Here is a 21,263-nt window from a genome sequence, read left to right on the forward strand (position 1 = left end):
GTGCGGCGAGCGCATCGCGCACGCCCGTCCGGGATACCAGACTTAGACGGGCAGACCGCGGATGCGCCGCGACAGCTCCGCCGCAGCCTCGGTGATCTGCGCGGCCAGGCCGGCCCACTCGTCGTGCGGGATGTTCTCCCGCGGAAACGTGATCGCTATACCGGCCGCCGGCCATCCGGCATGGTCGCGCACCGAGACCGCCACCGACGCGAATCCCGGCGTCACCTCGCCATCCTCTGTGGCGTATCCATCCGCCCGGACCCGCTCGAGGATGCGTTTCAGCGCGCCGTACGTGTGGGGCTCGCCGCCGACCCGGTCGACGAATGCCGCCGCATCCGGGTACAGCGCACGCACCTGACCGGCCGGCAGGGTCGCGAGCAGCGCCCGCCCGCTCGCCGTGAGGTGACTGGGCAGCCGCACGCCGACATCCGTCACCAGCCGTGGACGCCGCGGGGCGCGCTCCTCCACGATGTAGACGACATCGCGCCCGTGGAGCACAGCGAGATGCCCGGACTCGCCGATGCGGTCGACCAGCCCGGCGAGGATCGGACGGCCGAGCCGGCTGAGCGGTTCCTGCCGTGAGAACGCCGAACTCAGCTCGTACGATCGCACGCCGAGCCCGTACCGACGCGCCTCCGGAAGGTGCAGCACGAAGCCGTGATCGACAAGCACTGCGAGCAGGTGGTACACGGTCGACCGGGGGAGATCGAGGGATGCGGCGATCGTGGCGGCCGGCACCGGCCCGCGCTGCGCTGCGAGAAAACTGAGCACCTGCAGCGTGTTCTCCGCCGCGGGGACCTTCGAGCTTGCGGCCACGCCGACCTCCTGTCTGGAATGCAAGACACCGAGCAGTGTAACCGCATTGTGAGCGCGACAGCCGTGGTGTGGGATCGGAACATGACCACCATCACGTCCGTGGACCGCGTCTTCGTCGGAGCCGGCCCCCTCACCATCGCGGATGTCGTCGCCGTCGCCCGCCACGATGCGCACGTCGAACTCGACCCCGCCGCCCTCGACGCCGTCGAGGCGTCCCGCGCCATCATCGAAGCCCTCGCCGACGACACCGAGCCCCACTACGGCATCTCCACCGGCTTCGGCGCGCTCGCCACCACGTTCATCCCCTCCGACCGCCGCGCCCAGCTGCAGGCGAGCCTTGTCCGCTCACACGCGGCAGGTTCCGGCGCCGAGGTCGAGCGCGAGGTCGTCCGCGCCCTCATGCTGCTGCGCCTCTCCACCCTCATGACCGGCCGCACCGGCGCGCGCCGCACCACGGTCGAGACGTACGCCGCACTCCTCAACGCCGACATCACACCGGTCGTGCGCGAGTACGGCTCGCTCGGCTGCTCGGGCGACCTCGCCCCGCTCGCCCATTGCGCGCTCGCTGCGATGGGCGAAGGCCAGGTGCGCGTCGCCGGGGATCTCGTCGACGCGTCCGACGCGCTCGCTGCTGCGGGCATCCGCCCGCTCCGTCTCGCCGAGAAGGAGGGCCTCGCCCTCATCAACGGCACCGACGGGATGCTGGGGATGCTCGCCCTCGCCACCCACGACCTCGCCGCCCTGCTGACCACAGCCGACATCGCAGCTGCGATGAGCGTCGAGGCGCTCATGGGTACGGATGCGGTCTTCGCCGACGACCTGCAGCGGCTCCGGCCCCAGCAGGGTCAGGCCCTTGCCGCCGCCAACCTGCGCGCCGTGCTTGCGGGCTCGCCCATCGTCGCCAGCCACAAGGGACCCGAGTGCACCCGCGTGCAGGACGCCTACTCCCTCCGCTGCTCACCGCAGGTGCACGGCGCGGCACGTGACACCCTCGGCCACGCCGAGCTGGTCGCCGGGCGTGAGCTCGCGTCCGCCGTCGACAACCCTGTACTGACACTCGACGGCCGCGTCGAGTCGAACGGCAACTTCCACGGTGCTCCGGTCGCCTACGTGCTCGACTTCCTCGCGATCGTGGCCGCCGACGTCGCCAGCATGTCCGAGCGCCGCACCGACCGCTTCCTCGACCCGGCTCGAAACCAGGGCCTGACACCGTTCCTCGCCCACGAGGTCGGCGTCGACTCCGGGCTCATGATCGCGCAGTACACCGCCGCCGGAATCGTGTCCGAGCTGAAGCGGCTCGCCGCCCCGGCCTCCGTCGACTCCATCCCGTCGTCGGCCATGCAGGAGGACCACGTCTCGATGGGATGGGCGGCCGCCCGCAAGCTGCGCCGCAGCCTCGACGGGCTCGGTCGCGTCCTCGCCATCGAGATCATGACGGCCGCCCGCGGCGCCGAGTTGCGCGCACCGCTGCTTCCCGGTCCCGCGACCGGCGCGGTGCTCGCCGCGGTCCGCGAGGTCGCCGAGGGCCCCGGCCCCGACCGCTACCTCTCGCCCGAGATCGAAGCGGTCGTGACGCTCGTGCAGGAGGGGCGCATCCTCGCCGCCGCCGAAGCCGTCACCGGACCGCTGAACTGACCCGAACCGACTGACCTGCCTGACCCCACCCACGCGCCGCACCGGCCACATCCGTTCGAAGGAGCACACCATGTCGGGACCCCGTGAGGTCCGCGCCCCGCGCGGCACCACCCTGACCGCCAAGTCGTGGCAGACGGAGGGCCCCCTCCGCATGCTGATGAACAATCTCGACCCCGAGGTCGCCGAGCGTCCCGACGACCTCGTCGTCTACGGCGGCACCGGGAAAGCGGCGCGCAACTGGGATGCGTATGACGCGATCGTCCGCACGCTCACGACGCTCGAGGCCGACGAGACACTGCTCGTGCAGTCCGGCAAGCCGGTCGGTGTGTTCCGCACGCACGAGTGGGCGCCGCGCGTGCTCATCGCCAACTCGAACCTGGTCGGCGACTGGGCGACCTGGCCCGAGTTCCGGCGCCTCGAGGCGCTCGGCCTCACGATGTACGGGCAGATGACCGCCGGTTCGTGGATCTACATCGGCACCCAGGGCATCCTGCAGGGCACGTATGAGACGTTCGCCGCGATCGCCGCCAAGCGGTTCAACGGAACCCTCGCGGGCACCCTGACCCTGACCGGCGGCGCGGGCGGGATGGGCGGGGCCCAGCCGCTCGCCGTGACCATGAACGAGGGTGTCGTCCTCATCGTCGACGTCGACGTCACACGCCTGCAACGCCGGGTCGACCACGGCTACCTGGATGAGCTCGCCGACGACCTCGACGACGCTGTCGCGCGGGTGCTCGCCGCGAAAGCCGAGCGCCGCCCGTTGTCCGTCGGTCTCGTCGGCAACGCGGCGAGTGCGTTCCCCGAGCTGCTCGCCCGCGGTGTCGCGATCGACATCGTCACCGACCAGACCAGCGCGCACGACCCGCTGAGCTACCTGCCCGAAGGAATCTCTGTCGCCGAATGGCATGACGCCGCCGCGGCCGACCCCGAGGGGTTCACGCTGCGAGCCCGCGCTTCCATGGCGAAGCAGGTCAAGGCGATGGTCGAGTTCCAGGATGCGGGCGCCGAGGTCTTCGACTACGGCAACTCGATCCGGGCCGAAGCCCAGCTGGGCGGCTATGAGCGTGCCTTCGAGTTCCCCGGGTTCGTGCCCGCGTACATCCGCCCGCTCTTCGCCGAGGGCAAGGGACCGTTCCGTTGGGCGGCGCTCTCGGGCGACCCCGCCGACATCGCCGCCACCGATCGCGCCATCCTCGAACTGTTCCCCGAAGACGAGCACCTGCGTCGCTGGATCACCCAGGCGAGCGAGAAGGTCCACTTCGAAGGCCTGCCTGCGCGCATCTGCTGGCTCGGCTACAAGGAACGGCACCTCGCCGGCCTCAAATTCAACGAGATGGTGGCGAGCGGCGAGCTGAGCGCACCCGTCGTCATCGGCCGCGACCACCTCGACTCCGGCTCGGTCGCGTCGCCCTATCGCGAGACCGAGGCGATGGCCGACGGCTCCGACGCGATCGCCGACTGGCCCCTCCTCAACGCCCTGCTCAACACGGCGTCGGGCGCGACCTGGGTTTCGATCCACCACGGCGGCGGCGTCGGCATCGGCCGGTCGATCCACGCGGGCCAGGTCGTCGTCGCCGACGGCACCGCGCTCGCGGCAGAGAAGATCGAGCGCGTGCTGACCAACGACCCGGGCACCGGCGTCATGCGCCATGTCGACGCCGGCTACGAGCGCGCCGCAGAGGTGGCGCGGGAACGCGGTCTGCGCGTTCCCATGATGGAAGACTGATCGACGTGACCCGCGAACTCCTCACCGGAATCGGCCAGCTCGTCACCAACGATCCGGCCGACCCCGGTGCGACGGGCGTCGACCGGCTCGATCTGGTGACGGATGCTGCTGTGCTGATCGAGGACGGTCGCGTCGCGTGGGTGGGTCGGGCATCCGACGCGGCATCGGGTGCTCTCGCTGCGGATGTCGTGACCGACCTCGGCGGGGCGACCGTCATCCCCGGTTTCGTGGACTCGCACAGCCACCTCGTGTTCGCCGGGGACCGGTCGGCGGAATTCGAGGCGCGGATGTCAGGCGAGCCGTACACGGCGGGGGGCATCCGCAGCACGGTCGCGGCGACACGCGCGGCGAGCGATTCGGAACTTCGCGGGCGCCTGCGAGGGTTCATCCGCGAGCTGCACCGGCAGGGCACGACGACAGTCGAGATCAAGAGCGGCTACGGGCTGAGTGTGCACGACGAGGAACGGCTGGTCGCGATCGCCGCGTCCGTGACCGATGAGGTGACCTTTCTCGGAGCGCACGTCGTGCCTGCCGACTACGCCGGCGACCCCGACGCGTACGTCGACCTCGTGACCGGCGCCATGCTCGACGCCTGCGCGCCGCACGCACGATGGATCGACGTCTTCTGCGAGACCGGCGCCTTCACCGTGGAGCAGTCGCGTCGCGTGCTCGAGGCGGGCGCCGCTCGGGGGCTCGGCGTGCGGGTACACGCGAGCCAGCTCGGCCCGGGCGAAGGAGTGCAGCTCGCCGTGTCGCTCGATGCCGCGAGCGTGGACCACTGCACCTACCTGACCGACGCCGACATTGCGGCGCTGGCCGGGTCATCCACTGTCGCCACCCTGCTGCCGGGGGTCGAATTCTCGACCCGGCAGCCGTATCCGGATGCCCGCCGCCTGATCGACGCGGGCGTCACCGTCGCGATCGCGTGCGACTGCAATCCCGGCTCATCGTTCACGTCGTCGATGCCGTTCTGCATCGCTGTCGCGGTGCGCGACATGGGGATGACGCCGGCCGAGGCCCTGTGGTCGGCCACCGCCGGCGGGGCGGCGGCGCTGCGGCGGGACGACATCGGCCGGGTGGCGGTCGGCGCGCGGGCAGACCTCGCGGTGCTGGCCGCGCCCTCGTATGTGCACCTGGCGTACCGGCCGGGCGTGCCGCTCGTCGAGGGCGTGTGGAAGGACGGCGCGCGCGTCGCCTGACGCGGCGACGGCCCCGGCCGCCGGTCCGCCGAGAGCGGCACCTCCGGCCGAGCGCGCCCGTTGTGCCGGACCGTCTCGTCCGGAACGGACGTTCTCGGGCACAAAGTGCGCGGCAGAATGGAACGCATGGGCGGCGACGACGTGCGGATCTGGGGCACCGGACGTCCGCCGACGTGATCGACCTGACCGGCGACATCGCCCTCTGGGGCGGCCCCGTCGACGACGAGCGGTACGCCCTCCTCAGCCGGGCCTGACCCCGGCGGCCGGATGCGCCGGTCCCGCCGTCTGGTCGCCGAGTATCGCCGTTGCCGCCGAGTGTCGCCGGCACACCGGATCGTCTCGGCCACAGGGGCGACTCTCGGCTCCCGGCGCAGCGACGCTGGGTGCGCCGGCGTCAGCGGGCGACGAGCCCGGCGGCGAACTCGAGGACGCAGAGCGCGGTGAGGCGCACAGTGCGGCCATCCGGCGCATCCGCTGTCGCGTCCACCTCGGCGAGGTCGAGTGACCGGACAGATGGATGCGCACCCGCTGCGCGCGCAGCCTTGCGGAGCTCGTAAGCCGAGATCCCGCCGGGCACAGATGCCGGGCATCCGGGAGCGACCGAGCGGTCGCAGACGTCGACGTCCAGGTCGACGTGGACCGGCCCGCCTGCGGCTCCAGCGATCTCGAACGCCTCCGTCATCACGTCTTCGATCGGTCGCCGGTGCAACTCGTCCCGGTGGATGATCGTGATGCCCAGGTCGCGTGCCCGCGCAGAGTATTCGGCCGAGTTCGCGAAATCGGCGATCCCCACCTGCACGATGCGGTGCCCATCCAGTCCGGCCTCCACAAGGCGCCGCACAGGCGACCCGTTGCTGACACCGTCGCGCAGGTCGTGGTGTGCGTCCAGCGTGACGAGACCTGCCGTCGCCAGGTCGACGCCCCATGCGCCGAGTGCCGCCGGGACCGTGAGGGCGTTGTCGCCGCCGAGCGCCACGACCGCTGCCGACCGGGCCACCGCATCCGCCACCGCCGAGATCGCACGCGCCTCGCCGTCGGGGCCGTCGGGCTCGTGCACGTCTCCCGCATCGACGATAGCCAGGTCGGCGAGGGCACGGGCGCTGGGTTCGGCGCCGCGATCCGGCGTGACGAACGCGCTGTAGTAGCGGAGGGCGACACGCACCGCGGCGGGCGTCTCGCCCGCGCCGGTCTGCGAGAGGGAGGTGCGCCAGGTAGGGATGCCGAGCAGCGTCAGGTCGAAACGCGCGTCGGCGGCGAAGTCGCCGGGAGCCGGCCAGTCTCCGGATCGAGGCCAGAGCGGGTCGACGGAGAGCGCACGTGGGGTCACGTTGTCGACGCTAGCAACTGCGGGGCACCGCAGGAATGGCAGCCGTTTCAGGGATGTCTGGGATGACGGACACGACGCAGGGCGATCACGGATCGTGCCGCGGCTCATGGCTGACCAGCCCGACCGTGTTCCCTTCGCTATCACGGATGAACGACATCCACTCGTCGGTCCCGGCCGGTCCCAGAGTGTCGTCCGTGTGACTGAAGATCACCTGCGGTTCGCCGGTGATCTCGACGCCCTCCGCGCGCAGCGCCTCGGTCCTGGCGCGCACGTCGCCGACCTGCAGGTAGACGAGCGCCGACGGCGCCGCCTGCTCGAGCAGCAGCCGTCCGATGCCGACGTTGAAGAACAGCAGACCGGGAGGGTCGAAGCGTGCTGCGGGCGGGCCTCCGAGGAGGCGCTCGTAGAACGCTGCGGCACGGTCGAGGTCGTCGGCGTGCTGTGCTACCTGGATGATCTCCATCGTTGGGCCACCTTCCACTGGAGGTGACCCCAGTATTCAGCGGAAAGGCCGCCCGCGCCAGAGTGGCGGGGCGGCCTTTCGACGTCAGCCGGGTTGCTGCAGAGGCAACGCGGCGGCTACGGCTGTGCGGGCGCGGGCTCAGCCACCTCGTCACCGGGAGTGCCCGGCTCGACGGCTGGGGCCGCATCCGCCCCCGACTTCGCCGCGCGACGCGCGACGCGACGCTCGCGCGCACCCTCGACCAGGTTGTACAGGGTCGGGAGCACCACCAGCGTGAGGATCGTGGACGAGACCAGACCGCCGATCACGACGATGGCGAGCGGCTGCGAGATGAACCCGCCGCCACCGGTGAGGCCGATCGCCATCGGGAGCAGAGCGAAGATCGTCGCGAGCGCCGTCATGAGGATGGGCCGCAGACGACGCGAAGCGCCGTGCATGACCGCATCCGGAACCAATCTGCCGCGACGCCGGTACTGGTTGACCAGGTCGACGAGAACGATCGCGTTCGTCACGACGATACCGATGAGCATCAGCACACCGATCAGCGAGGCGACACCGAGCGGGATGCCCGAGATGATCTGCAGGATGATCGCACCGGTCGCCGCGAACGGGATCGAGACGAGCAGCAGCAGCGGCTGGCGTAGCGAACGGAACGTCGCGACCATGACGATATAGACGATCAGGATGGCCGCGAGCAGTGCGATGCCGAGCTGCGAGAACGCGTCCCCCTGGCTTGCGGTGACGCCGCCCACCTTCGCGGTCGCGCCGGCCGGGAGGTCGGTGTCCTTGAGCGCCGTCTGCACGTCGGCGTTCGCCGTCGACAGGTTGTCGGTGGCGGGCGTCGCCGTGACCGTCGCGCTGCGCAGGCCGCGCTCGGTCGTGACCGTGGCCGGACCGTTCGTCTGCGCAACCGTGCCGAGCGTGTCGAGCGCGACCGGGCCCGCCGCGGTGGGGATCTTCAGCGCAGAGAGCGCTGCGACCGTCGTCGGCGGGTTGTCGCTCTGAATGTAAATCTTGAGCGTCGAGTTGTCGATCGCGACCGATCCGACCGTCGTGGGCTGCATCGCCTGCGAAACGACGGTGCCGACGGCGACCTCGCTGAGTCCGGCCTGCGCCGCCTTCGTGCGGTCCACCTTCACGGCGACGTACGGAAGCGACGCGCTCAGGTTGTCACTGGTCTGCGAGATAGAGTCCTGCTTCTTGAGCGAGGCGACGATCGCATCCGTCGACGTCTGCAGGTCTTCGTTCGTCGACGCGGTGATGTCGATCTCGATGTCACTGGACCCACCGAACCCACTCGACGCGGAGACGGTGATGTCGCCCTGGTCGGTGATCTTCGCCATCTCGGCCTCGACAGTGCTCTGCAGTGCATCCTGGTCGACATCAGGGTCGGTGGTCACCGAGAAGGTGATGCTTCCGCCGCCGCCGGTGAAGGCGTCGCGCAGGGAGCTGCCGCTCGAACCGATCGACAGCTGCACCGTCTTGATGCCCTTCGTGTCGAGCAGTTTCTGCTCGACGACCTTCGCCGCATCATCCTGCGCCTGAAGGCTGGTGCCCGGTGGCAGGGTCTGCGAGATGGACAGGGTGTTCTGGCCGGTCGAACCGAGGAAGTTCGTCTTCATCAGCGGCGTCAGCGCGATGGTGCCGATGAGGACGAGCAGGGCCAGTGCGATGGTCGTCTTCGAGTATTTGAGCGTCCACCGGATGATCGGCAGATACCCCTTCTGCAGACGCGACGGGTGCTCGAGCTCGTCCTCACCCGGAGCGCCGCCCTCGTCTTCCGAGAGCACGACGACCTCGTGCTTGCTGCCCTTCGGCGGACGCAGGAACCAGTACGCCAGCACGGGCACGATCGTCAGCGCGACGAGCAGAGACGACAACAAGGCGATCGTCACGGTGAGGGCGAACGGCCGGAACAGCTCGCCGGTCACATCGCCGACGAATGCGATCGGCAGGAACACTGCGACGGTCGTGATGGTGGATGCGGTGATCGCCCCGGCGACCTCCCGCACGGCGCGCACGATGGTCACCGCTCGATCCACGCCGTGAACCATCTGCCGTTTGATGTTCTCGATCACGACGATCGAGTCGTCGACCACACGTCCGATTGCGATCGTCAGCGCACCGAGCGTGATGATGTTGAGGGTGTAGCCGGACGCCTGCAGACCGATGAAGGTGATCAGCACGCTTGTGGGGATCGAGATCGCGGTGACGAGGGTCGCCCGAACGGAGAACAGGAACAGCAGGATCACGAGCACCGCGAAGACGAGGCCGAGCAGGCCTTCTTCTGTCAGCGAGGCGATCGACTGCTCGATGAAGGGCGCCTGGTCGAACACGACGGTGATCTTGGCGTTCGAGCCCAGCTTGGCCTCGAGGTCGGAGACGATCGCGTTGACGCCTTTGGACACCTCGACGGTGTTCGCCGACGGAAGCTTGGTGACCGCGATGGTCAGGGCGGGTTTGCCGTCGACGCGCGAGATGGACGTCGTCGGGTCGTCCGTGATCGCGACGGTCGAGACGTCTCCGATGGTCTTGGGGGCGGGCGGTGTCGCTGCCGCCTGAGCGGCGGCTTCCTGTGCTGCGGCGCCCGCAGCGCCAGCTGCGCCGGACTGGCTCGCAGCCCCGGCCGCGCGCGACTGGATGAGCGGGAGCGACGCGATGTCGTCGACCGAACCGAGCTGCGTGCCGGTCTGCACCGACAGGGTTTTGCCGTTCTCCGTGATGGCGCCTGCCGGGACGAGCACACCGTTCTGCTGCAGCGCGTCCTTGATCGCCTGCGACGTGAGTCCGGCTTCAGCGAGTTTCGTGCTGTTGGGGGTGATCGTGATCCGCTGTCCGACCTCACCGATCAGCTGAGCGTCGTTGACGCCCGAGACATCCTTGATGTCGGGGATCGCGAGCTTCGTGATGTTCGCGCCGAGGGTCTTCTGGTCTTCGTTGCTTGTGACGGCGAGCTGGATGACCGGGAGGTCGTCGATGCTGCCGGAGAGCACCTGGGGGTCGACGCCGTCGGGGAGCGTCGCCTTGATGCGGTTGATGGCCTGGTCGAGCTTCTGCTCAGCGGTCGCGAGGTTGGTGCCGTAGGTGAACTTAGCTGTGATCAGCGAGTTGTTGGTGCTGCTGACCGCTGAGGTGCTGTCGAGGTCTGGAACGCCCTGGATCGCTGTCTCGATCGGCGTGCTGACGTCGTTGTTCACGACCTCGGGCGACGCGCCGGGGTAGCTGGTCACGATTGCGAGCTGCGGGAACTCGATGGACGGCGCGAGCTCCTGCTTGAGGCTCGTCAGGGCGAGGCCTCCGAAGATCGCGATGACGACCGTGACGAGCGCGATGAGCGCGCGATTCTTCATACTGAGGACGGCGAGAAAATGCACAGATGTTCCCTTGGCGGAATGTGATTAAGGGGTGCCGCTTGCGCGGCCGCGGAGCAGCTGCTGTGGCGCTCGGGGGCCAGTATCTCATTGCAGCCTGTGCAAAAACATCAGACCGTGGTCTTATCCCCAAGGGACTGTTTACTCCCTCAGGAGTCCCTCGAACCGCTGTCCCTCCCCGCGCCAGCGCATCCCTCGCGCACGCACCCACGACTTGGCACTCGTTGTCGGCCCGTCCGCCATCCGACGACAACAACTGCCAAGTCGTCATGGTTGGCGCCAGCCCCGGCGCATCAAGAGGGCACGGACGACCGCGAGAAGAGCGGGCTCGTCGCGCAGATCGGCCGCGCCGACGCGAAGGACCTCCTCGCCGAACACCTGGAGGCGGGCCGTGCGCCCGAAGTCGGAGCGCCATTGCTCGCGATCGGCGCGATGCCCATCACCCTCGTATTCGACGATCAGGCGGTGGTCGGGAAAACGTAGATCGGGTCGCGCAAGGAAGGCGCCCGAGCTGTCCCTCAGATCCAGGTTCACATCGAGCCTGGGTAGGCCCGCCTCGACGAGCATCACCCTGAGAATCGATTCCGGAGGCGACTCCGCCCTCTCGCTCAGAAGACCCAATGCCGACACGAGTGTCGCAGCGCCTCGTCGACCTGACCATTGCTGGACGATCGTGCGCAATCGATCCCGCGACGTGAGCGGACGGTTTCGCGCAATGAGGAAATCACCGACCGCGACGAGTTCACGGACGGAGAGCACGACTGCCAGGTCGCACCACGTTCGCTCGGGCGACGTCACAGGAAGACCGCGGCGCCGAACGATGTGGTCACGGCCGAGATCGAGCTGGTGCCCCACGATCCCATCGACCCTCGGCGCTCGGCGCGGAGGTCTCACCGCGACGTGGATCCGCGACTCTCGCTCCAGTCGAAAAGGCAGCGGAACTCCGAGGAGTCGGGCAGCCGTGCCATGGCTGAACGCCGAATCCGTCCCCATGATTGTGGCCGCCGCAGAGCACAAGTCATGAAAGGAGGGAGACTCTGTGCAAGGGATTCGCACACCTCGATATGGCGACGCGAGATCACTACGCCGGAGCCGCTCGTGGCTGATTCCGGCGCGGTTCGCTTCGGATGTGTGAAATGGACGACCTCGAAACCGGGCATCGAGCGGAGTTGGTGAGCCCATCCATCGACCCTGCCCGATTCTTGGCCGAAGCGTTCGATTCTGTCCACAGGCTCCATCTCGCCTCCCTGGCAAATGCTGACTTGGCACTTGTTGTCGGGCACCCGCTGGCGTCACCGACAACAAGTGCCAAGTCACCGCCCTGCGTCGGCGGGGCGGGCGTGCGCGGCGCCCGTCAGACGACGTCGGCGAGGTAGCCGGTGTCGGGGACGGGATGGCGCAGGACGGTCGACCAGGCGGCGGCGAGGGCATCGAACGCCCGCGCCGTCTCGGCGGCTGAGTACGTGATGGGGATGCGGAGGAAGCGCTCGAAGGCGCCGTCGAAGCCGAATCGCGGGCCGGCCGTGATGGACAACCCGTTGTTGCGGGCGGCGAGCGCGAGCTGCGAGCTGATCGGCGCGCCGATTCCGACCCAGGCGGCCAGGCCGCCGTCGAGTGCGGGCATCGTCCAGTCGGGGAAGCGGTCCTCCACGAGCATCCGCACCTGTTCGCGCCCCGCGCGCAGCTGGCCGCGCCGCTCCTCGACGATCGACGCCATCCCGGGAAGCATGCGCGCCACGACGAGCTGCTCGAGAATGGGCGTGCCGAGATCGTTGGCCGGTTTCGCAGCGATCAGTTTGCGGATCATCGGCCGCTCGGCGCGGATCCAGCCGATCCGCAGCCCACCCCACAGGCTCTTGCTGGCCGAACCGATGTGGATGACCGGCGCGTCCCCGGCGCGCCTCTGACCGTGCGTGGCAAGGGGACCGAACGTCTCCACGCGGTCGATGTCGAGGTCGGCGGTGGTCTCGTCGGCGACCACGATCATCCCGTGCCCGGCGGCGGCGGCGAGCAGCCGCTCGCGCGTCGTCGCCGACATGGAGGCGCCGGTCGGGTTGTGGAAGTCGGGGATCACGTACGCGAGAGTCGGGTTCGACCGCGCGATGGCCTGTTCGATCGAGTCGGAGTCCCAGCCGTCGTCGCCGGAGCCGTACCGTCGCGCAGTCGCCGCCGTGGCGTGCGCAGGGGCAGCCCGCGCCGCCCCGTCCACCGGCACGACGGTCACCGGCACCAGCCGCGCACCCGCCGACCGCAGCGCCTCGTAGGCGTGCGGGTAGGTCGGCATCTCGATGAGCGCGCGGTCTCCGCGGCTGAGGAAGGTCCGCGCGATGAGCGCGATCGCCTGCTGGGCGCCGACGGTCACGAGGATCTGCTCGGGCTCGGTGGGGAGGCCGCGCATCCGGTACCGTTCCGCGATGACTTCGCGCAGGTGCGGCAGTCCGACCGGGTCGTACCCGGAGTCGGCCAGGAAGTGGGGCAGCTCTTCGGCAGCAGCCCGCGCCGCCGCGGCAAGGTTCGTCGCGGCCGGCAGCGCCGCCTTGCTGAAGTCGAGGAGTCCGTCGGCCTGCGCCGGCGCCGGAACGAGCACCGGGCCTGGCAGCCGTGTCACCGTCCCCGACCCTCGCAGACTCGCGACGAACCCGGCTTCGCGCAGCTCGCGGTAGGCGGCGGTGACGGTGGTCCGGCTTAACTCGAGGCGGGTTGCGAGGTCGCGCTCCGCGGGCAGCCGCGTGTCGATCGGGATGCGCCCATCCAGCACCAGGAGGCGGATGCGGTCGGCCAGCGCCTGGTAGTGCGCCCCGGGCCCTCGCCATTCGCCGAGCAGGGTTTCGAGTGCGCGAGCGCTGAGTTGGGCATCCGACATAAAGCCACCTTAAGCGAATTGGCTACTTGATCAAAGTCCAATTCTGAAATTGGATGGAAGAGTGAAATCCCGACTCCTTCTGACGCGACGCCTCATCCAACTGCTCGTCGGCCTCTTCCTCTACGGAATCGCCATCAGCATGATGGTGCGCGCCGGCATCGGTGTCTCCCCGTGGGACGTCCTCGCCCAGGGCCTCTCACTCAAGACGGACATCCCGTTCGGCCTCATCACGAACATCGTCGGTCTGGTCGTCCTGCTCTTCTGGATCCCGCTCAAGCAGCGGCCCGGACTCGGCACCGTGCTGAACGTGCTGCTCATCGGACCGGCGGCCCAGTTCGGCCTCTGGCTCATCCCACAGCAGACGGAGCCCTGGATCCAGGTCGCACTCTTCACCGCCGGCCTCGGGCTGCTGGCGATCGCGACCGGCCTCTACATCGGCCCGCGCATGGGCCCAGGCCCGCGCGACGGCCTGATGACCGGCCTCCACGCCCGCACGGGCTGGCCGATCTGGTCGGTACGAACCGGTATCGAGGTGACGGTGCTGGTCATCGGATGGTTCCTCGGCGGCAACGTAGGCATCGGAACCCTGGCCTTCGCCGTGCTCATCGGGCCGCTCTGCAGCCTCACTCTGCCGCTGTTCGCGATCCGGCTGCCGGAGGCGGCGAAGGCGGATGCGCAGGAGCGGGAACTCGAAGGCTCCGCGGAGCAGGCGGTCCAGTACGACGTGCGCGAGGGTCTTCTCCTCGAGTCGGATGCGGGATCCCGCGACCGCGCGATGCGACGTGCCACGAGCTCGGCGATCGGCGCACACGGGGCGGACCGCTCCCGTCAGGCGCCCCGCGCGGATGCACGCACGATCGCGGCCTATTGGCTCGACGACCGGCTGTTCGGTCGGCGGCGGCCCCGCGCAGGCCGGGTCACGCGAGTGGCCCACGCGACCCACCACTGACGGCTGACACCCGAAATGCGCTTCTCCGGCCGTCATCCCGACATTTTCGGCCCCGTGAGCGCCGACTCAGGCGAGGCCCGGGCCGGAGGGTGCACAGCCTTCCGGCCCGGCGACACCTACAGGTTGCGGTCGGCGTACGCCTTCATCGCGTCGCGCACGAACTCCGCGCCCGCCTGGCCTCCGTAGTTCGCGCCGAAACGCGGGTCGGCCACGTACATCTCACCGAGCCCGGTGAAGTACGCCCTGCTCGGGCCTTCTGCGCCGCCACCCGGCGTTCCCGGGATGTCGCGAAGCCAGTCGAAGTGACGTTGCGCGAGTGCCTGCGCCACCTCGCCGTCGGGCGTTTCGCCGGCCTGGGCGGCCGCGATCCAGTCCGCAGCGAGCTGTTTCTGCCGGTGCTGCCAGTCCGCGCGTTCGCTCGCCGACATTCCGCGCCACCACGCGTCGCTCTTCGCATAGGCGTCTTTGCCCCAGCGTTCTTCGACCTCCTCCTTGTACTGGGTGTGGTCGAATCCGTCGAGCATCTCTTCTGCCATGATCTGTTCACCTCCTTTCATCGCTTCGATGGTCGTTTCGACGGACGCGATCTGTCGCGCCAGCCGCTTCTGTTCCTCGCGCAGCCACTCGAGGTGGCCCGCGAGGGCGTGGGCTGCATCCGCCTGGTTGCCGAGAACCTCCGCGATCGCAGGGAGTCCGAGACCGAGGTCGCGGAGCAGCAGGATGCGCTGCAGCCGCACGAGCGCGTGCTGGTCGTAATACCGGTACCCGTTGGCGCCGATCCGGCTCGGTTCGAGGAGTCCGATGTCGTCGTAGTGGCGGAGCGTGCGGCTCGTCGTTCCGGCGAGGCGGGCGATGTCCTGGATGGACCGGTCCCGGGTCTCCTCGGTCACTGCCGCGTTCATCCGTTTCTCCTTTCCGCGAGCATGAGCACCGCGCAACATTCACGCTAGACGTTGACGCAACGTCAAGGTCAAGCTCGCGCTGAAATCAATCTGCAATGTTCGCCGGTCACACTGGATGCATGACTCCACAAGAGCCCCGCTCCGACGCTTCACGAGAGCCTCGCCCCATCCCCGTCACCGTCGCGATCACGCGCCGCGTGGACCCCGGTCGCATCGCCGACGTGACCCACTGGGTGCAGGAAGGTGTCAACCTCGCCAACGAATACGAGGGCTTCCTCGGCTCGGGCTGGGTGCGCGCATCCGCCGACTCCGACGAGTGGCACATGCTCTACCGTTTCGCCGACGCGCGCACGCTTGAAGCCTGGGAGGCATCCGACGACCGTGCCGACTGGCTCTTCGACGGCCGCGAACTGGTCGAGGTGGCACGCGTCGAGAAGCGGACCGGCATCGAGGGCTGGTTCGACGCACCCCAGCCCGGCATCGCCGCAGCACCCCCGCGCTGGAAGCAGGCCGTGACGATCTGGCTCGGGTTCTTTCCGCTGAACCTCGCGTTCACGTCGCTCGTGAACTGGCTGGTTCCGGGCTGGCACCAGCTCTGGCCGCTCGTGACCGTCCTGGTGACGACGCTCATCCTGACGCCGATCATGACGTATCTGCTGCTCCCGTTCGTCACGCGGATGCTGCACCCGTGGCTGCAGGGAGCCCGGCGGATGCGGCCGGCCTAGCCGCGCATCACGTCCCGCCTGGTCACGGATCCCGCCGGCCCGGCCGCGTATCCGCTGAATCCTGCGACGAGGGGTTGCAATCCTCGCCAACGCGATATATCGTGATTCTCGTCAACAACGCGATATATCGCGATTCACCGAGAATACCGCTCCACGGCGGCCCAGAAACGTAGAACAAAGGGAGCACGAACATGGCACAGGACAAGTGGCTGATCCTGCCCGGCGAGACCAAGGTCATCGACCTCGAGCTGGTACGTAGCCTCAAAGTCGGATTCGTCGGAGGACAGATCGACATCATCGGTCACGACGAGCCCGGCGCGCGCGTCGAGGTGCATTCGATCTCCGGGCGCGACCTCAAGATCACACTCGACGGCGACCGTCTCGAAATCGACCACCCGCAGCTTCGGTGGGACAACTTCATCGAGGTCTTCAAGTCGCTCCGCAGCAACGCCAAGGCTGATGTGAGCGTGCTGGTCCCCCGCGACGTCGCACTCAAGTTCGGCATCGTCTCCGCCAACGCGCTCGTCTCCGGCCTCGTGACCGACGCCCGGCTGAGCACCGTCTCCGGCGACCTCGTCGTCGACGGCCTGAGCGGCAACCTCGAACTCAACGGGGTCAGCGGCGAGCTCTCCGTGCGCAATCACACCGGCAAGATCCACGCGCACACCGTCTCGGGCGACGTCACCGCCACCGGGGCGATCCAGCGGTTCAGCTCCGACGGCGTCTCGGGCAACGTGCTCCTCGACATCACCGGAACCCCCGATGAGATCAACGCCAACACGGTCTCCGGAGACCTGACGGTCCGCATCCCCCAGGCCGTCGGCGCCCGCTACCGCATCAACACCGTCTCGGGTCGCATGCAGCTCGACAACGCCGTGCTCCACGGCCCCGCGGGCAAGGGATTCAGCGGCACCACGGGCACCCTCGACGGCACCTGGGTCGACATCACCGTGAACTCGGTCTCGGGCGACGTCTCCGTGTTCCGCAGCGAGCCGGACGCGGATGCCTCCAGCACGAGGGGAACGAGCGGAGCGACCGCATGAATCCCGTCTTCGCCCACGGCAACCTGCGCCTCTACCTGCTGAGCCTGCTGGCCGAGTCGCCGAAGCACGGCTACGAACTGATCCAGGCGCTCAGCGAGCGCTTCGGCGGCACGTACAGTCCGAGCGCCGGGACCATCTACCCGCGACTGGCGAAACTCGAAGAAGAAGGCCTGGTCACGAAGAACACCGAAGGCCGCAAGACCGTCTACTCGATCACGGAGGAGGGCCGGGCCGAACTCGAGTCGCGCGAAGGCGAGCTCGATGCGATCGAGGATGAGGTCACCGACTCGGTGCGGCGCCTCGCCGACGAGGTGCGCGCCGGAGTCAACGAGGCGATGCGGAGCCTGCGGGCGGATCTCGCCTCTGCGGCGCGCGACGCCAAGCGCAGCAAGCGTCCGGTGGACTACCAATACGACGCCCGCCAGACCGCGAACGCTGCGGCGCGCGAGGCTGAGGCCATCCTGAACGAGTTCCGGCAGCAGTTGCGGACGGATCTGCGCTCCCAGGCCGCTCGCGGAGGGCTGCCCGAGTCGGTCATCCCCCAGCTGCGCCTCGAGCTCGCCCGGGTTCGCGCATCCATTCTCGAGACGCTCAGCCGGACCTGACCCGCGCGCCGCGCCGGCCCCTCTGGGCCGCCGGTCGCGAGCACAGGAAAATTCGGCTCATGCGCAAGCCTGAGCCTGCTTTTTCCTGTGCTCGCCGAACCGAGCGGCTCGAAGCGGATGCGCGGGCGCGGGTGCGCGGGACGCACGAACTCCCGCGCGGCCGGCCTGAGACGCGGTCGGCCGTGGATGCGGGCGGTGGCCTATGCCGCCCGGCCGGTTTCGAACACTGTCGCCGAGTTCGGGCAGTGCAGGTACGAGTGCTCTCCGTCGCGCTCGACCCGGTGCTGCGCCAGCGGCTCGCCGCAGACGGGGCAACTCGTGTGTGCCTCAGGCTGCGGATCGTCCGCGCCGTAGGGGCCGAGCGGCGGTGGTCCCAGAACGGGGATCAGTTTGTCGTCCAGCCACTCCGCGGCGCGAGACGCGAACGGTGGTCTGCCGGTATGGCCGGTGTTGCTTGCCATCCTCCGAAAGTACGCGCGTGCGCTTCGAGGTCGCTGTGAGTTTTCCCAATGCGCCGGGTCGCGGCGAGCGTGCTTCAGGGGCAGTAGAGCTGCGTCTTGATGCCGGTCCGGTCGATGTCGTGGTCGGCCATGGGTTTGCCGCAGAGCGGGCACGGCGGGGGCGCGGATGGGGCGGGAGGCTCGTCGTACGGGCCGAGCGGGGGCGGGCCGAGCCAGGGGAAGAGCACGCGGTTGAGCTTGTTGAAGAAGCCTTCGTGGGGGTGTGCTTCACCGAAATCATTTCGTGTCACAATCATTAGTGTACTAACTAAATGGCTACACTGGGCACATGCCCGTCCAGACCGAACCGGTGAACCTGCTCAAGCTCGAGAACCAGGTGTGCTTCGCCCTCGCTGTCGCATCCCGCAGTGTCAACGCGGTCTACCGGCCGCTGCTCGAGCCTCTCGGGCTGACCCATCCCCAGTATCTGGTCATGCTCGCCCTCTGGGATCGCAGCCCGCGCTCGGTCAAAGACCTGGGTGAGACCCTGCAGCTCGAGCCCGCAACGCTCTCGCCCCTGCTCAAACGGCTTGAGGCGATCGGGTACGTCCGACGCAGGCGGAGCGAGGCGGATGAGCGGATGCTCGAGCTCACGCTGACGGATGCGGGAGTCGCGTTGCGGAGCCGGGCGGAGACCATTCCGCCACGGATCGTGGAGCGGCTGGGCATGCGGCTGGACGAGCTGGAACGGCTCCGCGCGTCGCTGAATCAAGTCATTGCAGCCGCGCAACAAGAGTGAGCGGCGACGCGCCGACTTGACAGTGGATTAGCAGCGAGTATTCTCGACCCTCGTGACAAATGAGGGGAGATCCCCGAAGCGGTGGTTGATCGGCGACCCGCTTCCGAGCGAAAAACTCGAAGGACAGCTACTCCCGAAGCACCTCGCCCTACCCATCTTCGCCAGCGACGCACTCTCGTCTGTGGCGTACGCTCCGCAGGAACTCCTGATGATCCTGCTGCTCGGTGGACTTGCGTTCCTGAGCTTCGCGCCGTGGGTCGCCGCAGCCGTCGTGGTGCTGCTCATCACCGTCGTCGCCTCGTACCGTCAGCTCGTCAAGGCCTACCCGTCCGGCGGCGGCGACTATGAAGTCGCACACAAGAACCTGGGCGAGAAGGCCGGCCTCGTCGTCGCATCCGCCCTCCTCGTCGACTACGTGCTCACGGTCGCCGTGTCGGTGGCCTCCGGCGTGGACAACATCATCTCCGCGCTGCCGTTCCTGAGCGAGTTCCGCGTCGAGATGGCCGTCGGCTTCGTCGTCGTCATCGCCGCGGTGAACCTGCGGGGGGTGCGCGAATCCAGCAAGGCGTTCGCCATCCCGACCTACATCTTCATCGGAAGCATCTTCCTGATGATCGTGACGGGGCTAGTCCAGACGTTCCTCGGTCATCCCCCGGTCGCGGAGTCGGCGGCCTTCGGGGTGAAGGCCGCCAGCATCACGCAGGCCGCGACCATCCTGCTGCTGCTTCGTGCGTTCTCGAGTGGATGTTCGGCCCTGACCGGTGTCGAAGCGGTCGCCAACGGCGTCCCGGCTTTCCGCACCCCCAAGATCAAGAACGCCCGCCACACCCTCGGCCTGATGGGCGGCATCGCGATCGTGCTGTTCGCAGGCCTCACCGCCGTCGCACTCATCTCCGGCGTCCACTACGCCGAGAACCCGTGCGACCTGCAGGGCTGGGCCCAGTGCGCGACGGAGCCGCAGCGCTCGCTGATCGCCCAGATCGCATCCGCCACGTTCGGCAACAACTCCCTGCTCTTCTTCGTCGTGCAGGCCGCGACCGCGGTCGTCCTGCTCCTCGCGGCGAATACGGCGTTCAACGGCTTCCCGCTGCTCGGCTCCGTGCTCGCGAAAGACTCCTACGCGCCCAAGTCGCTGAACACCCGCGGCGACCGCCTGGTCTACTCGAACGGGATGATCCTGCTGGCGCTCGCCGCTACGGTGCTGCTCATCGTGTACCAGGCGAACCTGACCCAGCTCATCCAGCTGTACATCATCGGCGTCTTCGTCTCGTTCACCCTCGGCCAGACCGGGATGGTGAAGCACTGGATCACGTTGCTGCGCGCCGGGACGACCGAACGTGGAAGCGTCATCCGGAGCCTCTCGATCAACGCCTTCGGCGCGCTGCTCACCGCGGTCGTACTGATCGTCGTGACGATCACGAAGTTCACGCACGGTGCGTACCTCGTGTTCATCTTCATGCCCATCCTCTTCACCCTGATGCTCGGCGTGAACCGCTACTACCGTGACGTCGAGAAAGAGGTCGAAGTCGACCCGGTCACGACGTTCGGAAGCAACGGCGACCACGCCATCGTGCTCATCGGAAAGATGCAGAAGCCGGGCCTCAAGGCGCTCGACTATGCGATCGCAGCGCGGCACGATTCGATCGAGGCCGTGCACGTGTCGATCGACGACGACGCGACTGCGAAACTGCAGCGGCAGTGGATCGAGCAGAACATCCATGTGCCGCTGACCATCATCGAGTCGCCGTACCGCGAGTTCGGACTGCCGCTGATCAAATACCTCAAGCACAGGCGCGAAGAGCACGGTTCCGAGGTCGTCACGGTCTACCTGCCGCAGTACATCGTCGGGCACTGGTGGGAGAACATGCTCCACAACCACCGGGCTCGGCGCATCCGCCAGCAGCTGATGCTGTGCCACGGCGTCACGGTGGCGCTCGTGCCCTGGCTGCTCGACTCGTCGTCGCTGATCTACGGTCGCCGCTCGCGCCCGCTGCCCGGCCAGGACCGCCGCGGCGAGCCGATCCGCCCGGTCGCTCGACGTCCCCTGGAGCCGGCGTCGACCAACTTGCGCGTGCGGCAGGGCATGACGTCGGCGGCTGCCGAGTCGGCTGCGGCGAAGGCGGCTGCGAACGCCGCGGCGAAGAGCACTGCCGCGGCGGCGAAGTCGAGCGCTGCCGCGGCGAAGAAGAGCGCGGCCGCGGCGAAGGCAGCGGGCGTCGCGCCGGCTCCTGCCGCGCCCGCCGCTGCAGCGTCGAAGCAGCAGAATCCGAAGCAGCCGGCGCGCGCGAAGCGCTGAGCGGGCCAGGCCCGGCGAGGCCCGCGCCTGCCGCACTAGTTTCGCGCGACCGCACGCGTAGGTACGAGTGCGGTCGGACAGTGCGCGTGCGAAAAGCCCCGGCA

General features: G+C 68.6%; 18 protein-coding genes. 9 read left to right on the forward strand and 9 right to left on the reverse strand.

Translation table 11 applies throughout. From position 1 onward, the window contains the following. Window positions 1-42 precede the first annotated feature (42 nt). Window positions 43-816 carry an IclR family transcriptional regulator gene (locus AAYO93_RS16395; RefSeq protein WP_345762236.1) on the reverse strand — a complete coding sequence of 258 codons (774 nt, stop codon included), beginning with the start codon at window positions 814-816 and terminating at the stop codon, window positions 43-45. A gap of 81 nt (window positions 817-897) precedes the next feature. On the opposite strand from AAYO93_RS16395, the gene hutH reads away from it, so the two are divergent. The 3 genes from hutH to hutI all read left to right on the forward strand — a co-directional run bounded on the left by hutH (window position 898) and on the right by hutI (window position 5,376). Then, window positions 898-2,451, forward strand: coding sequence for a histidine ammonia-lyase (gene hutH, locus AAYO93_RS16400; RefSeq protein ID WP_345762237.1), 1,554 nt, complete (start codon window positions 898-900; stop codon window positions 2,449-2,451). A 70-nt stretch (window positions 2,452-2,521) separates the two neighbouring features. After that, window positions 2,522-4,177: a urocanate hydratase gene (hutU, locus tag AAYO93_RS16405; RefSeq protein ID WP_345762238.1), complete on the forward strand. Its 1,656-nt coding sequence runs from the start codon at window positions 2,522-2,524 to the stop codon at window positions 4,175-4,177. Between the two features lie 5 nt (window positions 4,178-4,182). Next, window positions 4,183-5,376 carry an imidazolonepropionase gene (gene hutI, locus AAYO93_RS16410; protein WP_345762239.1) on the forward strand — a complete coding sequence of 398 codons (1,194 nt, stop codon included), beginning with the start codon at window positions 4,183-4,185 and terminating at the stop codon, window positions 5,374-5,376. 394 nt (window positions 5,377-5,770) lie between these two features. Here the strand turns inward: hutI and AAYO93_RS16415 are convergent, their stop codons facing one another. From AAYO93_RS16415 to AAYO93_RS16435, 5 genes are all read right to left on the reverse strand, one after another. Beyond that, the gene (locus AAYO93_RS16415; protein WP_345762241.1) at window positions 5,771-6,703 is read right to left on the reverse strand and encodes an arginase family protein; all 933 of its coding nucleotides are present in this window, start codon (window positions 6,701-6,703) and stop codon (window positions 5,771-5,773) included. 85 nt (window positions 6,704-6,788) lie between these two features. Then, on the reverse strand, window positions 6,789-7,166 hold the full coding sequence (locus tag AAYO93_RS16420; protein ID WP_345762242.1) for a VOC family protein: 378 nt from the start codon (window positions 7,164-7,166) through the stop codon (window positions 6,789-6,791). A 116-nt stretch (window positions 7,167-7,282) separates the two neighbouring features. Beyond that, on the reverse strand, window positions 7,283-10,540 hold the full coding sequence (locus AAYO93_RS16425; RefSeq protein ID WP_345762243.1) for an efflux RND transporter permease subunit: 3,258 nt from the start codon (window positions 10,538-10,540) through the stop codon (window positions 7,283-7,285). Between the two features lie 264 nt (window positions 10,541-10,804). Further along, the gene (locus AAYO93_RS16430; RefSeq protein ID WP_345762244.1) at window positions 10,805-11,107 is read right to left on the reverse strand and encodes a hypothetical protein; all 303 of its coding nucleotides are present in this window, start codon (window positions 11,105-11,107) and stop codon (window positions 10,805-10,807) included. A 784-nt stretch (window positions 11,108-11,891) separates the two neighbouring features. After that, window positions 11,892-13,400 (reverse strand): PLP-dependent aminotransferase family protein, encoded by a 1,509-nt coding sequence (locus tag AAYO93_RS16435; protein ID WP_345762245.1) that lies wholly within the window; start codon window positions 13,398-13,400, stop codon window positions 11,892-11,894. A gap of 61 nt (window positions 13,401-13,461) precedes the next feature. Between AAYO93_RS16435 and AAYO93_RS16440 the strand changes: the two genes are divergently transcribed. Continuing rightward, window positions 13,462-14,349, forward strand: a complete 888-nt coding sequence (locus tag AAYO93_RS16440; protein ID WP_345762246.1) for a YczE/YyaS/YitT family protein — start codon at window positions 13,462-13,464, stop codon at window positions 14,347-14,349. A 116-nt stretch (window positions 14,350-14,465) separates the two neighbouring features. Here the strand turns inward: AAYO93_RS16440 and AAYO93_RS16445 are convergent, their stop codons facing one another. Then, a complete protein-coding gene (locus tag AAYO93_RS16445) occupies window positions 14,466-15,251 on the reverse strand; it encodes a MerR family transcriptional regulator (RefSeq protein ID WP_345762247.1) in 786 nt (261 codons plus the stop codon). Between the two features lie 119 nt (window positions 15,252-15,370). Here AAYO93_RS16445 and AAYO93_RS16450 point away from each other — a divergent pair, with 119 nt between their 5' ends. The 3 genes from AAYO93_RS16450 to AAYO93_RS16460 all read left to right on the forward strand — a co-directional run bounded on the left by AAYO93_RS16450 (window position 15,371) and on the right by AAYO93_RS16460 (window position 17,624). Next, complete coding sequence (locus tag AAYO93_RS16450; RefSeq protein ID WP_345762248.1) at window positions 15,371-15,976, forward strand: antibiotic biosynthesis monooxygenase; 606 nt, start codon at window positions 15,371-15,373, stop codon at window positions 15,974-15,976. Window positions 15,977-16,167: 191 nt separating this feature from the next. Then, on the forward strand, window positions 16,168-17,019 hold the full coding sequence (locus AAYO93_RS16455; RefSeq protein WP_345762249.1) for a DUF4097 family beta strand repeat-containing protein: 852 nt from the start codon (window positions 16,168-16,170) through the stop codon (window positions 17,017-17,019). After that, window positions 17,016-17,624, forward strand: a complete 609-nt coding sequence (locus tag AAYO93_RS16460) for a PadR family transcriptional regulator (protein WP_345762250.1) — start codon at window positions 17,016-17,018, stop codon at window positions 17,622-17,624. Before AAYO93_RS16455 ends, AAYO93_RS16460 begins: the two co-directional genes overlap by 4 nt. A 200-nt stretch (window positions 17,625-17,824) precedes the next feature. Here AAYO93_RS16460 and AAYO93_RS16465 read toward each other — a convergent pair whose 3' ends face one another. Both AAYO93_RS16465 and AAYO93_RS16470 read right to left on the reverse strand, forming a co-directional pair. Then, window positions 17,825-18,085, reverse strand: a complete 261-nt coding sequence (locus AAYO93_RS16465) for a hypothetical protein (RefSeq protein ID WP_345762251.1) — start codon at window positions 18,083-18,085, stop codon at window positions 17,825-17,827. A 74-nt stretch (window positions 18,086-18,159) separates the two neighbouring features. Continuing rightward, window positions 18,160-18,381 (reverse strand): hypothetical protein, encoded by a 222-nt coding sequence (locus AAYO93_RS16470; RefSeq protein WP_434056650.1) that lies wholly within the window; start codon window positions 18,379-18,381, stop codon window positions 18,160-18,162. Between the two features lie 32 nt (window positions 18,382-18,413). Between AAYO93_RS16470 and AAYO93_RS16475 the strand changes: the two genes are divergently transcribed. Together AAYO93_RS16475 and AAYO93_RS16480 are read left to right on the forward strand one after the other, a co-directional pair. Beyond that, entirely contained in the window at window positions 18,414-18,863 is a 450-nt protein-coding gene (locus AAYO93_RS16475) for a MarR family winged helix-turn-helix transcriptional regulator (RefSeq protein ID WP_345762253.1), read from the forward strand. A gap of 85 nt (window positions 18,864-18,948) precedes the next feature. After that, entirely contained in the window at window positions 18,949-21,159 is a 2,211-nt protein-coding gene (locus AAYO93_RS16480) for an APC family permease (protein WP_345764906.1), read from the forward strand. The last annotated feature ends 104 nt before the right edge of the window (window positions 21,160-21,263 follow it).

The sequence above is a fragment of the Diaminobutyricibacter sp. McL0608 genome (genome assembly GCF_039613825.1).
Lineage (GTDB): Bacteria > Actinomycetota > Actinomycetes > Actinomycetales > Microbacteriaceae > Diaminobutyricibacter.